At 70.7% G+C, this 12,887-nt stretch carries 10 protein-coding genes; 6 read left to right on the forward strand and 4 right to left on the reverse strand.

The genetic code is table 11. The features are described from left to right. The first annotated feature begins 4 nt into the window (after positions 1-4). From AB0J53_RS27500 to AB0J53_RS27510, 3 genes are read left to right on the forward strand one after another with little or no spacing between them, the layout of a single operon-like run. Positions 5-1,237, forward strand: coding sequence for a sugar ABC transporter substrate-binding protein (locus AB0J53_RS27500; protein ID WP_364177432.1), 1,233 nt, complete (start codon positions 5-7; stop codon positions 1,235-1,237). Then, positions 1,237-2,148: a sugar ABC transporter permease gene (locus tag AB0J53_RS27505; protein ID WP_364177435.1), complete on the forward strand. Its 912-nt coding sequence runs from the start codon at positions 1,237-1,239 to the stop codon at positions 2,146-2,148. Before AB0J53_RS27500 ends, AB0J53_RS27505 begins: the two co-directional genes overlap by 1 nt. After that, positions 2,138-2,962, forward strand: a complete 825-nt coding sequence (locus AB0J53_RS27510) for a carbohydrate ABC transporter permease (RefSeq protein WP_364177438.1) — start codon at positions 2,138-2,140, stop codon at positions 2,960-2,962. Before AB0J53_RS27505 ends, AB0J53_RS27510 begins: the two co-directional genes overlap by 11 nt. Before the next feature lie 25 nt (positions 2,963-2,987). Here the strand turns inward: AB0J53_RS27510 and lgt are convergent, their stop codons facing one another. From lgt to AB0J53_RS27530, 4 genes are all read right to left on the reverse strand, one after another. Then, positions 2,988-3,812, reverse strand: coding sequence for a prolipoprotein diacylglyceryl transferase (lgt, locus tag AB0J53_RS27515; protein WP_364177441.1), 825 nt, complete (start codon positions 3,810-3,812; stop codon positions 2,988-2,990). A 60-nt stretch (positions 3,813-3,872) separates the two neighbouring features. Next, the gene (locus AB0J53_RS27520) at positions 3,873-5,297 is read right to left on the reverse strand and encodes a DHA2 family efflux MFS transporter permease subunit (protein ID WP_364177444.1); all 1,425 of its coding nucleotides are present in this window, start codon (positions 5,295-5,297) and stop codon (positions 3,873-3,875) included. Next, positions 5,294-6,286 carry an NAD(P)/FAD-dependent oxidoreductase gene (locus AB0J53_RS27525; protein ID WP_364177447.1) on the reverse strand — a complete coding sequence of 331 codons (993 nt, stop codon included), beginning with the start codon at positions 6,284-6,286 and terminating at the stop codon, positions 5,294-5,296. The genes AB0J53_RS27520 and AB0J53_RS27525 overlap by 4 nt, the downstream gene beginning before the upstream one ends. Before the next feature lie 65 nt (positions 6,287-6,351). Further along, positions 6,352-7,350: a hypothetical protein gene (locus tag AB0J53_RS27530; protein ID WP_364177450.1), complete on the reverse strand. Its 999-nt coding sequence runs from the start codon at positions 7,348-7,350 to the stop codon at positions 6,352-6,354. A 313-nt stretch (positions 7,351-7,663) separates the two neighbouring features. Between AB0J53_RS27530 and AB0J53_RS27535 the strand changes: the two genes are divergently transcribed. From AB0J53_RS27535 to AB0J53_RS27545, 3 genes are all read left to right on the forward strand, one after another. Beyond that, complete coding sequence (locus AB0J53_RS27535; protein ID WP_364177453.1) at positions 7,664-9,832, forward strand: hypothetical protein; 2,169 nt, start codon at positions 7,664-7,666, stop codon at positions 9,830-9,832. A gap of 28 nt (positions 9,833-9,860) precedes the next feature. Then, positions 9,861-10,745 carry a hypothetical protein gene (locus tag AB0J53_RS27540; protein WP_364177456.1) on the forward strand — a complete coding sequence of 295 codons (885 nt, stop codon included), beginning with the start codon at positions 9,861-9,863 and terminating at the stop codon, positions 10,743-10,745. 66 nt (positions 10,746-10,811) lie between these two features. Further along, on the forward strand, positions 10,812-12,866 hold the full coding sequence (locus tag AB0J53_RS27545) for a hypothetical protein (RefSeq protein WP_364177459.1): 2,055 nt from the start codon (positions 10,812-10,814) through the stop codon (positions 12,864-12,866). The last annotated feature ends 21 nt before the right edge of the window (positions 12,867-12,887 follow it).

Here is a 12,887-nt window from a genome sequence, read left to right on the forward strand (position 1 = left end):
CGACATGCGCACAAAGGTGACCGCGCTCGGGCTGGCGGGCACGCTGGCCCTCGCGGCCTGCGGATCCTCCGCCGAGCCGCAGGGCGGCCCCGTCACGCTGCGAATGACGATCTGGACCGGCAACGAGGCCCACCTCAAGCTGTTCGGCGACATCGCGGCCGCCTACCGGAAGACCCACCCGGACGTCACGGTGAAGTACGACACCCTCCCGGTGGAGACCTACACGACCACGCTCACCACCCAGATCGCCGGCGGCAACACCCCGGACCTGGCGTGGATCTTCGAGAACTCGGCCCCCGACTTCGTCGGCTCCGGTGCGCTGGTCCCGCTGGACACCCTGGTCAAGCCCGAGGAGCTCGCACCCAGCACCACCAGGCTGTGGCAGAAGGACGGCGCCCTGTACGCCTACCCGTTCTCCACCTCGCCCTTCGGCGTCTTCGTCAACACCGACCTGCTCGAGAAGGCCGGGCAGAGCGTGCCGGCCAAGGGCTGGACGTGGGAGGAGGCCGTCAAGATCGCCTCTGCCGTGCAGGAGAAGACCGGCAAGGCCGGCCTGGTCGTGCGCGACTTCGACTACAAGGGCTGGGACAACCTGGCCGCCGTCTGGGGCGGCTGGGGCGCCGAGGCGTGGAGCGAGGACGGCAGGACCTGCGGTTTCGACAAGCCCGAGATGATCGAGGCGATGGGCTTCCTGCACAAGGCGATCTTCACCGGCAAGGCCATGCCCGCCCCCGGCACCACCGCCGACTTCTTCGCCGGCGAGGCCGGGATGACGATCACCCAGATCTCCCGCGCCTCCCTGCTCCAGGACGGCGCCTTCGGCTGGGACCTGGTGACGCTGCCCACCGGGCCGAAGGGCGCGTACAGCGTGATCGGCCAGGCCGGCATCGGCGTGCTCAAGAAGTCCAGGAACGCCGAGGCCGCCGCCGACTTCCTGGCCTTCTTCACCAACCCGGAGAACTCCGCCAAGCTCGCCCAGTACTTCCCGCCGCCCCGGCAGCCGCTGCTGACCGCGGACTCGCTCGCGAAGAGCAACCCGCTGCTCAAGCCGGAACAGCTCCAGGACGTCGTGGTCGACGGCATCGCCGCCGGCCGCGTCAAGCCCAGCCACACCGGGCAGGCCGAGCTGAGCCAGGCCGTACGCGCCGGGCTGGACCAGCTGTGGCAGCCGGACGCCGACGTGGCGACCGTGATGAAGGGCGTCTGCGCCGCCATCCAGCCGATGCTGGCCAAGTGATGGCGCTGTCCGTGACCCGCCGGGCGGGCTGGTGGACCGCCCGGCGGCGCGACCACCTGCTCGGCTACCTCTTCATCGGGCCGCAGCTCGCGGGCAGCCTGCTCTTCGTCTTCCTGCCGCTCGGGCTCGTCCTCACCTACAGCCTCAACGAGTGGAACGTGCTGGCGGACACGTTCACCTTCGTCGGCGCCGACAACTACCGGCGGCTGCTGAGCGACCCGAACATGGCGTCGGTGCTGACGGCCACCGGGCTCTTCTCCGTGGGGCTGGTCGTCCTCAACCTCGCGCTGGCGCTGCTGCTGGCCGTCCTGCTCAACCAGCGGCTGCGCGGCACCACGGTGTTCAGGACGCTGTTCTTCTCCCCGGTGGTCGTCTCGCTCGTGGCCTGGACGATCGTGTGGGGGTTCCTGCTGCAGAACAACGGCGGCATCAACGCGATCCTGGCCGCCGCCGGCATCGAGGGGCCCAACTGGCTGCGCTCCGGCTCGTGGGCGACGGTCTCGGTGATCGTGGTCCAGGTGTTCAAGAACGTCGGGCTCAACATGGTGCTCTTCCTGGCGGCGCTGCAGGGCGTGCCGAAGGACCTGTACGAGGCGGCCCGGCTGGACGGCGCCTCGGCGTGGACCCGGTTCCGGCGGATCACGCTGCCGATGATCAGCCCGACCGTGCTGCTCACCTCGATCATCACGGTCGCCGGGTCGCTGCAGGTGTTCGCCCAGATCGCGGTGCTCACCCAGGGCGGCCCCGGCACCTCGACCACCGTGCTCGTCTACTACCTGTACCAGCAGGCCTTCCAGTTCCACCACTTCGGCTACGGGGCCACGCTGTCGGTGCTGCTGTTCGTGATCGTGCTCGCCCTCACCCTGCTGCAGTGGCGCATGCGCAGGAGGTGGGTGTTCCATGAGGCGTAAGACCCTGCTGTACGGGCTGCTGTGCGTGCTGTGCGTGCCGTTCGTCTTCCCGACCTGGTGGATGGCCACCTCGTCGCTGAAGCCGGTGAGCGAGATCTTCGCCTTCCCGCCGTCGCTGTGGCCGGGGCGGCCGACGCTGGAGGCCTACCGGCAGGTCTTCGAGCTGCAGCCGTTCGCGCAGCAGTACTGGAACAGCCTTTACATCGCCGCGGTCGTCACGGCCGGCACGCTGGTGGTCTCCGCACTGGCCGGCTACGCCTTCGCCCGCATCCGCTTCCGCGGGTCGAACGTGCTGTTCGTGATCGTGCTGACCGGCCTGCTCATCCCGAGCGAGGTCACGATCGTGCCGCTGTTCCAGCTCTTCCACGGCTGGGGGCTGACCGACACGCACTGGCCGCTCGTCCTGGTGCCGATGCTGGGCGCGCCGAGCGTGCTCGTCACCTTCATCATGCGGCAGTTCTTCCTGGTGCTGCCCCGCGAGCTGGAGGAGGCCGCGGCCGTCGACGGCCTGGGACGGTTCGTCACGTTCGTGCGCATCGGGCTCCCGCTGGCCCGCCCCGCCCTTGGGGCCGTGGCCATCTTCACCTTCCTGCACAGCTGGAACCTCTACCTGGAGCCGATCGTGTTCCTCTCCAGCCCGGAGAAGTTCACCCTGCCCCAGGCGTTGACCCAGTTCGTCGACGCCTACGGCGGCCCCATGTGGAACGTCCAGCTCGCCGCCGCCTCCATGACGGCGCTGCCGGTGCTGGTGGTGTTCGTCCTGGCGCAGAAGCAGTTCGTCGAGGGCCTGGCCCACACCGGGCTGAAGGGGTGAGGGGCGCTCCCGGGCCGCCGGAGGCTCAGGCCGCCTTGGCGGCGGCCCTGTCGCGGGTCGCCCAGAGGTGGACGAGCGCGCCGGCGAACAGCACGATCGAGGTCCACTGGTTGATCCGCAGGCCCAGGAGCGTCACCGCGTGGTCGACCCCGCCCACCGGGTCGATGCGCAGCCCCTCGATCCAGAACCGCCCGAGCGTGTAACCCGCCACGTAGAGGGCGAACAGCCGCCCTGGGCGCGGCGCGAACCGCCTGCCGGCGTAGAGGAGGGCGAAGCCGAGCGCCAGGCTCCACAGCGACTCGTACAGGAACGTCGGGTGGTAGAGGACGCCGGGCTCGCCGCCGTGTGCCCGGTCGATCTCCAGGCCCCACGGCAGCGTGGTCGGCGAGCCGTACAGCTCCTGGTTGAACCAGTTGCCCCAGCGCGCGATCGCCTGCCCGAACGCGATGCCGGGCGCGACCGTGTCGGCCACCTCGCCGAGGGACAGCCCCCGGCGGCGGCAGGCCAGCCACACGCCCACGCCGCCCAGCGCGACCGCGCCCCAGATGCTGAGCCCGCCCTCCCAGATGAACAGCGCCTGGTAGGGCTCCTTGATCGCGCGCTCGCCGAAGTACGTCTGCCAGTCGGTGATGACGTGGTAGAGGCGCGCGCCGACCAGGCCGAAGATCACCCCGGGGAACGCGATGTCGCCGATGACGCCCTTCTCGCCGCCCCGGGCGCGCCAGCGCCGCTCGCTCAGCCAGATGCCGAACGCGATCGCGACGATGAAGCACAGCGCGTACGCCCGGATCGGGAGGAATCCGAGATGCCAGACCGCTTCGGGAGGGCTGGGGATCGAGGCGAGGGCCATGCGGGTGAGGCTAGCCCACACCGGGCTGTCACACGCGGGGCTGTCACACGCGGGGCCGCCTCAGGCGGGCCCGGTTGGCGCGCGGTTCACGGTGCGGGGCAGCAGCGCGAGCAGGGCCACCAGGACGAGGGCGGCCGGCGCGCCCCAGAACAGCACCTCCGGGACGGCGGCGGCGGTCGCCCGCGGGCCCGGGGGCCGCCCCTGGAGCTCGCGGGCCAGGACGCTGCCGAAGACGGACACGCCCAGCGACAGCCCCAGCCCGCGGACCGACACCACGGCCGACGTGGTCGCGGCCAGGTCCGCCGGAGAGGCCGCGTTCTGCGCGACGACCACGAGGTTCTGCATCAGCAGCCCGAAGCCGACGCCCAGCACGCCGAGGACCACGGCCAGCAGCACGTACGGAGTGCCGGGCCGGAGCAGGCTCAGCAGCCCGAACCCCGCCGCCGCGATCAGCGCGCCGGCGAGCAGGTACGGCCGGAACCGGCCGCTCGCGCCGATCCGGGCCCCGGCCAGCGAGGAGACCGCCATGAACGTCAGCACGTACGGGTTCAGCGCCAGCCCCGCCTGCGTCGCGCCCATCCCGTACGCGGCCTGCAGGTACGTCGGCAGGTAGACGGTCGAGCCGCCGAGCAGCGCGCCGAGCAGCGCGGTCGCGGGCAGCGCGACCCGCAGCACGGGATCGGCGAACAGCCGGGGCGGCAGCAGCGGGTCGGCCGCGCGACGCTCCCGCCACACGAACAGCGCGCCCAGCGCCACCACGGCCGCCGCCAGCGCGAGGATCACGCCGGAGTCCCACGCGTACGCGCGGCCGCCCTGCTCGGCCACCAGCAGCAGGCTCACCATCGCGCCGGCGACCAGCACGGCCCCGGCCAGGTCGACGCGGCCGTTCCCGCCGGTCCTGGGCAGGCGCAGCGCGAACGCGGCCAGCGCGACGGCGAGCAGGCCGAGCGGCAGGTTGACGTAGAAGATCCACCGCCAGCCCCACGCGTCGGTGATCGCGCCGCCGGCGAGTGGCCCGCCCACGCTGGCCAGCGCGAAGACGCCGCCGGTGAACCCCTGGACCCGGCTGCGCAGCCGGGCCGGGTACAGCTCCGACAGCGCGATCGTCGGCAGCACGAACAGCGCCCCCGCCCCGGCGCCCTGGAACGTCCTGGCGGCGATCAGCTCGGGCATCGTCCGCGCCAGTCCGCACAGCGCCGACCCCGTGACGAAGATCGCGACCCCGGTCACGAACACCGCGCGGCGGCCGAACCGGTCGCTGAGCCGCCCGTACAGCGCGCCCGTCGCGGTCGAGGTCAGCACGTACGCGGTGACGATCCAGCCGATCGCGTCCAGGCCGCCCAGGTCGGCCGCGATGTCGGGCAGCGCGACCGCCACCACGGTCTGGTCCAGGATCGACAGCAGCATGCCGATGAGCAGCCCTGCGGTGGCGAGCGGCACGTTGCCGCCGCGCGTCACCGCCGGGGCGACGTCCGTGCGCGTCATCGCCCGGCCCCCGCGAACGGGTTCGGCAGCCCGAAGTCGGCGCTCAGCAGGTCCTGGTCGAGCGCCGCCGCGGCCACGGTGCCGCTGGCCGCGGCGGCGATCACCGCGGCCAGCGGCACCGGCACGCTGGCCCGGCGCGCCATGTCGCCCGCGGCGTACACGCCGGGCACGCTGGTCTGCCCGAACTCGTTCACCTCCACGCACCCGTCGGCGAAGGCCGCGCAGCCCAGGCGGGCGGCCAGGCCGGAGCGCTGGCGCGGCACGTTGACCACGAACACCGCGTCCCGCTCCACCGGCGGCCCGGACGCGAACATGATCCGCTCCAGCCGCCCGCCGTCGCCCTCCAGGCGGGTGACGGCCTCCTCGCGGACGCCGACGCCGTGCCCTTCCAGCGCGGCCCGCGCCTCCGGGTCGAGCGGCCGGCCGTCGGCGCACAGGACGACGCCGGCGGCGAAGCGGCTGAGCTGCAGCGCCAGCCGGACGCGGGACGGGTCGGCGCCGAGCACGGCGACCCGCCTGCCGGTGCACTCGTAGCCGTGACAGTAGGGGCAGTGGAAGGCGGAGCGCCCCCACAGCTCCCGCACGCCGGGCGGGCCGGGAAGCTCGTCGGCCAGCCCGGTCGCCAGCAGCAGCCGCCGCCCCTCCACCGTGCCGCCCACGGTGCCGCCCGCCGTGTCGCCCACCGTGCCGCCCACCGTGCCGCCGCCGGACAGCTCCAGCCGGAACCCCTCGCCGTCCCGCGCGCTGACCCCGGCGACCGTCCCGGTCCTGGCCCGCACCGACGGGTACGCGGCCAGCTCCTCGCGGCCGAGCTTGCGCAGCTCGCCGGGCGGCGTGCCGTCCCGGGTCAGGAAGTTGTGCACGTTCGGGGCGGCGGCGTTGCGGCCCTCCCCGGCGTCGAGCAGCAGCGCCGATCGGTGCACTCGCCCCAGGGCCAGCGCTGCGGACATCCCGGTCGGGCCCCCGCCGACGATGACGACGTCGAACATCTCTTGCCTCCCTAGCAGTGATCGCTTAGCGTGAGGCAAGTGTGCAAGTTAATGTCAACATGAAGTCAAGCGCCCGGAGGAGTGGGGCTCGGCAGCTTCTGATCACCTTTCACGTCCACCGGGTCGAGCAGCTTGCCCGACAGGTAGCCGCCACCGGATACGCCCATCAGCACGATCAGCGTCGCCGGGATCTCCGGCAGCCCCTCCCGGGGATGGGTGACCAGCTGGAGCAGGAAGTAGCCGATGGTGATGACGGTGAAGAGGAAGTACTGGGCGTCCATCAGCGCCAGCCGCCCGTGGTCGTCGCTGATGGCCTGCCGGAGCCCGGCGACCCACCCGACCTCGTTCGCGTCGGTGGGCGGAGCCTTCACCCGCGCCGCGGTGTCGGTCTCCAGCGCGGCCGGGGTGCCGGCGGGGACGTCCACGCCGTGCGCCTCGTTGACCTCGTTGATCGAGTCCAGCGCCTTGTAGACCTGGCGCTTGGCGGTGATGGCCAGCGCCAGCGGCCAGCCCAGCAGGAACAGGTACTCCCACCGGAAGTCCCGGCCCAGCAGGGACGCGAACGATATCCCGCGCATGTCGTCGAGCGGGCAGTCGCCCTGGAACGGCGCGCCGGCCGGAAGCGGGCAGTTCGGCGTCCGGCCGACGACGATGAGCATCAGCAGCCCGAACGCCAGGGCCAGCGTCCAGATCGCCACCTGAAGCTGCGAGGTCGAGGTCCGCCCGTCGTTCCCGACGACCAGCCCCTTGAGCCCGGCCCGGCGGTAGTCCCGGATCCGCCGCGCCCGCTCCACCTCGCCGAGGCCCGCCAGCTCCCGCCGCGTCGGCCGAGGCGGCACGTCCTGCGCGAGCAGCACCGCCAGATGGACGGCTGTCAGGGTCGCGGCCAGGGTGAACGCGGCGACCAGAGCCGCCCACAGCGGCGTGAACCGCCAGGCCAGCCGTCCGTCGAACGGCCAGACTCCGGCGAACACGGCGACGATCCACCACACCGTCACGACGGCGCCCACGAGCACGATCGCGCCCAGCGCCATCAACCGGCGCCTCCGCCTCGACACGGTCATCGGACGGCTCCCTTTCACCGACGGAGCGTCATCCGCTCACGGCCGGGGGGTTACATCGCTGGTGTATGTCCCTCGGAGGAGCGGGCGGCACCCCGGTTTAACGAATTCATCCAAAACATGACCGGCGGCTGCCCGAGCGCGGCGGCGGCATTCTCGGGCAGGCGCGCACCGCCGCATTCGGAGTGCCGGAAAACGCGCGGGTCACGGCCGGCCCCGGTGATCTCCCCGCCCTTGAGAGCGGTGGGGGAAACAACGCAGCGGAGCGGGGGATGGCGCTGAAGGAGCGGCGGGAATATGCCGGACAGCCAGTGTCGTGCTTGATCGGCATTTCTCTGGGAGCGGCCGCGGGCCGCGACATCATCTCTCTTACGAATTCGCGGCAGGGGGCACAGGCGTGCCGCCGGTGGCCGTTCGTTCTCCGTATGTTTCCAGGAGCTCTGACGTGTCCAATTTTGTGTCAGGAGTGGGCCCGCTGTTCGGCCCCAACTCCGTCGTCGTCACCGTGAACGACGAGACGGGAAAGCCGTTGAGTCTTCAGGTTTATCCCGACGCGCACAACCCGGAACTGCGCGCGGCCGGAATGCCGACGCAGTACTACTTCCAGCCTTCGCGGATCATGCTCGCGCGCAAACAGGGATCCCCCGAGGACTTCGACTTCGAGATGACCCTCTTCAAGGGCCTGATGTCGGAGGAGACCACCATCACGCCGCAGGAGCTGGCCCAGAAGGAGCTGGGGGGCGGGTTCTGCACGTTCTCCACCACGTTCGGCATCCCGCCCAACGTGATCCAGCAGGTGCGCGAGAAAATCAAAAAGCAGGAGCACGACACCCCCAACGAGCGGTTCGGCGCGTTCTTCAACTACCAGCAGAACGACCCGGAGCCGAACGTCGGCATCATCCCGATCACCAGCAGCACCGTCGTCTGCGCGGTGCAGGACCCGGCCGTGTCCGGCAACGTGATCCAGATGAAGGCCGACTACAACGGCAAGGGCAGCATCGAGGCGCAGGGGATCAACTCGTTCCTCGTGTCGTGCAACCTCGCCGCCGCGGGCCTGATAGCCAGCGCGCTCAAGGCGGGCGGTTCGCCGCCGTTCCTGGTCATGAACACGCTCGAGGAGATGTTCTACATCAACGGCGTCACGGTCGAGGTCGAGGTCGACGTGGACAAGGTGTACGACTCGTTCTCCGCCGCCGTGTCGACCGGCTCCTTTTTCGGGATCACCGACATCAACGCCGAGTTCGCCTACAGTTCCTGCCTGACCAACGGCGGCATCACCACGAAAATATCCATGAACTCCGGGGTCCTCGACGACCCCACCAAAAAATGGATCATGGACAATGTCGTGACGATGCGGCAGACGGCGGTCGAGCTCGTCAAGAAGGAGATCTTCGACTGGGATCCGGCGAAGGCCGACACCAAGGCGTCGACGGCGGGACGCAGCTGGTTCAGCCAGATATTCGGTGGCTCGTCCGTCTCGCTGAAGTCCACGCACGAGAGAAAAGGCATCCGTTTCAAGGAGAAAATCATCCTCGACCAGGCGTACACGGCGACGCACGCGGTGAGCGGCGACCTGAACGAGCTGCTCCCGGCCGTACAGGCCAATCTCAACAAATATCTGTTCATCGTCGACATCGGGGAGTTCTTCAAGAAGGTTCAGGTCGCCGCGGTCTGCATGGTGGACTTCGATGACAAACTGGACGACGGCACCGTGCTCGACGACCCGGTGCAGGCGGTTCAGCTGGAGGCCGGTTATCCCGATTTCAGCCAGCCCGTGCAGGACGGAAAGCCGAATCTGCACATGCGCGGGCAGGGTCAGCACTACATCATCGGCTCGGACAAGCCGAAGACGTCCGACCAGCCGGCCATCTGGACCCGCGACAACGCCAAGGACATCGTCAACATCTCGTTCCTGCGGCTGGACACTCCCGTGGACGGCTGGCCGTCGGACCAGGTGAGGCTGCGACGCAAGATCATCTTCGACGGGCAGGACCCCCGGGTCAACCTGTCGAAGGCCATCGCCCCGAACGACCCGGCGATCGCCGAGATCGAGGTGGACAACAACGATCACGCCCCCACGCTGACCGCGAGCATGGTCGGGCACGTGTTCGTGCGCTTCATGCCGGTGCAGAAGCTGCCGCCCAACATCACCGTGGAGATCACCCCGACCATCGGGGCGGACACCTACGCCCCCATCACGATCACCAAGGACAACGAGAAGAACGCGCTGTGGGAGATCTACTCGGACAAGTACGTGATGGAGGACCACTTCACCTACACCATGACGGTCACGGTGGTGGGACCCAACTTCACCGACGAGGTGATCGTCTACTCGACCCCCGAGCCCGTCAAGGTGCCCGTGGCGCAGGGCCACATCAAGTACGTGCCGAAGTCGAGCGTGATGCTGCCGGACCCGCCCGACGACAAGCTCCCCCTGATCAACGACTACATCAAGAAGGCCACGGAGGCGGCGGCCACCGCGTGAGGCCGGCCGGCACAGAGGGGGATCAGCCATGCCGACAGCAGAACAACTCGCGCGCCTCGACCCGGTCGACGGCGACGGCGCGTCGATCGTCCAGAACGAGGACGGCTCCACACAGACGAGCTGGCCGGACGGCACCACGCGGGTCGACGAGCCCGACGGCCGGGTGATGGTGACCTTTCCCGACTTCTCGGTGCTCAACATCGAGACCGACGGGACGCGCACGCTCAACGACGTCAACGGGGCGCCGCTGGATCTCACCACCGGGCAGCCGCTGTCAGGCACGCCCGAAGGAGAGCCGGCGCCCACGCCGCCGCCGACCACGGTGGACCAGCTCAACGAAATAGTCGACGGGGCCGGCGCCCTCATCGACCTCGCCGGAGCCGAAGGGATCCTGCGGGCGTTCGGCGTCGCCGCCGTCGTCGACAAGGAGTACGCGGCGCTGTCGGAGCTCGCGATGGCCTTCGGCGACGCCCTCAAGGGGGAGATCTCACCGGTCGCCTGGTTCACCCAGCCGGTGAAGATGCTCCTGGCCGTGATCAAGGCCATCGAGACGGAGGAACGCGGCGTCAGCATGCGGTCCTGGGTCTACACGGTGGCCTACGACGCGATGGGCATGGGCACCCCGCCGGAGCCCGCCTTCTCCGGCAGCCTCGGCGGCCCCGACCAGGACGCGCGGAACAGGGAGGCGTGGATCGACGGCCAGGGGCAGGCCCAGCAGCAGCTGGCCGACGGCCGGAACGGCGTCGCCCTGCACAACCGCGTCGTGCTCGTCATCGCCAAGTGCGGTGCGAACCCGGCCACGGCGGTCACCGAGCTGTGGGCCGCCGCGTGCCGGCAGTCGGGCGACGACGGCGACGCCGGGCTGCTGGCCGCCTATCCGCAGCTGTCATGGCCGGAGCCGACAGGCGCCTGAGCAGGCGCGATCAGGAACGGTGCGGGGGTCGTACGGCTCCCGCACCACCCAGGGGGAGTGCCCACCATGACCGAAGACATCGCCGCCCTGCTCGAGAACCTCATCGACGTGACCTTCGACGCGCTGATCTCCGGCGGGTCCACGCCGTGGCTGGTGGCCCGGACGGGCGCCGGCATGCCGTCCGCGAGCGCCGAGCGCGCCGAGCTCCCGGCGGGCGCGGCGGACCTGCCCCGGCTCGAAGGGGGGATCTTCCCCGGCCTGCTGCATCCCAACTGGTTCATGCCCGAGTTCGCGCTGCCCGCCGAGGCCGACGCGGCCTTCGGGTTCAAGGTGACCCAGGCCGGGGTGGACCAGGACGGCGGGCCGTTCAACCGGGCCGCGCTGACGATGTCGCTGCGGGCCGCCATGCCGTCCCAGCTCGCCGCCCTGGCCGAGAGCGAGCCCGTACGACGGGTGCCGGACCTGGCCATCGAGCCCGTGCTGACCGTTCCCGTGGCCGCGCCCGACGGCTCGATCCAGCGCAGGCCCGTGCCCGGGACCGCGACCGAGGGCGCCGACGGCGGGTTCCTCCTGACCTTCGAACTGGTCGGCTCGCTGGTCGAGGCCGCGTACGTGCACCTGATGAGGGAGGGCGGGGTCGGGCTGGAGATCACGGCGAAGTACACCGCGTACCAGACGGCGCTCGTCGCCCCTCTCCAGATCGAGACGCTGCCGGTCGCCACCCCCCAGGTGCGGATGGAGCTGTTCGGTGACGGCGGCAACACGCCGGGCTTCCCCTTCGAGCCCGTCAGCCCGGCTGGAACGTACCGGTTCTTTCCGGTTGTCGCGCGGTTCAGCCGGTCGCTCCCGATCGGCGTGGTGTTCGCCACCGACGACTACCGGAGCCGCTACACGATCACCGCCGAGAACCTGACGCGGACCGTCATCGACGCCAACGACCTCAACGCCTTCGCCGGGCCGCGCTCGGAGTACCGGGAGCTGACCTCGCTGGGCGACGTCCCGGCCAAGTACCCGTCGCTGCGCCGCCTCTATTTCGGCGCGGTCAGCGGCACGGTCGTGGCGCTGCCCGCCGCCTACGGCATCCAGCGGACCGCGCAGGGGCTGCAGGCCAGTTGCGACTCCATCGTGGACACCACGCCCGGGGACGTCACCGGGTGCCGTTTCCACTTCACGTTCACGGTCTTCCCGATGGCCGACCCCGTCGACCTCGCTCAGGTGCGCGCCGACGTGCTCGGCATCCCCGAGGCCAAGGGCCGCACGTTGCGGGTCGTGCTGCCCGGCGGGCTGGACTCGCGCACGCCGCCGTCCCTGGAGGGGTTCGCCTCCGCGAAGACGGCCTTCAGCGACGCGCAGGTCCCGGCGATCAACGTCGGCGTGGAGATCGCCGACGCCGAGGGCAGCCCGGCGGTCACCAACGTCAACCTGTTCCTGCAGCAGCTCGGGTCGGCCGGGCCGCCGCCGCTGTTCGGCACCGTCGCCGTCAGGCTCGACGACGTGTTCCCCAGCCCGGTGCAGACGCAGGTCGTGCTCAACCTGCGCCAGACGGCCGGCGGGGACGAGCTCGTGACGACCGGCCCCCAGGCCGCCAACCGGGGGCCGCTCGACCTGGTGCTGCGCCGGTTCGCCGCCGTACAGGGCAACCAGGTCACGATCACCGCGCTCGGCGACCAGGCGCTGCCGGCCGGCGGCTCGGCCACGCTCGCCGGCGTGCCCGAGGGCGCGTCCGTCGAGGTGTCACGCACGCTCGCCGTGCCCACGCCCTTCCCGAAGACGCAGATGGCGAAGTACGTCGCCTTCCACACCCACACGGTGCAGCAGATCCTCCACCCGCTCACCGTCAACGCCGCCGGGCTCGACTTCGCCGCCGCCGGGGTCACCGCCATCGACGTGCAGATCACCATGACGGCGAACCCCGCCACCCCGATCCCGTCGATCTCGCTCAACCCCTCGCACGCCGTCGACTTCCGCCACGTCGCGATCCCCGTCGAGTCCGCCGTCACGGGCCTGGACTGCTCGGTCGCGCTCACCCTCACCGCGGCCGCCGGCCCCAGGACCGTCACCGTCCGCCACGACTTCATGGAGACCCCCATCCTCATCCTCACCCCGAACACGATCGCGTGAGAGCAGGACAGGAAGGAGGCA

Source organism: Nonomuraea sp. NPDC049725 (assembly GCF_040674795.1).
GTDB classification, from domain to species: Bacteria; Actinomycetota; Actinomycetes; order Streptosporangiales; family Streptosporangiaceae; genus Nonomuraea; species Nonomuraea ceibae.

Excerpts from the sequence above, each read along its gene's own strand:
- AB0J53_RS27525 (WP_364177447.1), bottom strand. The coding sequence starts at position 6,286 with ATGTTCGACGTCGTCATCGTCGGCGGGGGCCCGACCGGGATGTCCGCA.
- AB0J53_RS27505 (WP_364177435.1), top strand. The coding sequence starts at position 1,237 with ATGGCGCTGTCCGTGACCCGCCGGGCGGGCTGGTGGACCGCCCGGCGG.
- AB0J53_RS27520 (WP_364177444.1), bottom strand. The coding sequence starts at position 5,297 with ATGACGCGCACGGACGTCGCCCCGGCGGTGACGCGCGGCGGCAACGTG.
- lgt (WP_364177441.1), bottom strand. The coding sequence starts at position 3,812 with ATGGCCCTCGCCTCGATCCCCAGCCCTCCCGAAGCGGTCTGGCATCTC.
- AB0J53_RS27545 (WP_364177459.1), top strand. The coding sequence starts at position 10,812 with ATGACCGAAGACATCGCCGCCCTGCTCGAGAACCTCATCGACGTGACC.
- AB0J53_RS27540 (WP_364177456.1), top strand. The coding sequence starts at position 9,861 with ATGCCGACAGCAGAACAACTCGCGCGCCTCGACCCGGTCGACGGCGAC.
- AB0J53_RS27500 (WP_364177432.1), top strand. The coding sequence starts at position 5 with ATGCGCACAAAGGTGACCGCGCTCGGGCTGGCGGGCACGCTGGCCCTC.
- AB0J53_RS27510 (WP_364177438.1), top strand. The coding sequence starts at position 2,138 with ATGAGGCGTAAGACCCTGCTGTACGGGCTGCTGTGCGTGCTGTGCGTG.
- AB0J53_RS27530 (WP_364177450.1), bottom strand. The coding sequence starts at position 7,350 with ATGACCGTGTCGAGGCGGAGGCGCCGGTTGATGGCGCTGGGCGCGATC.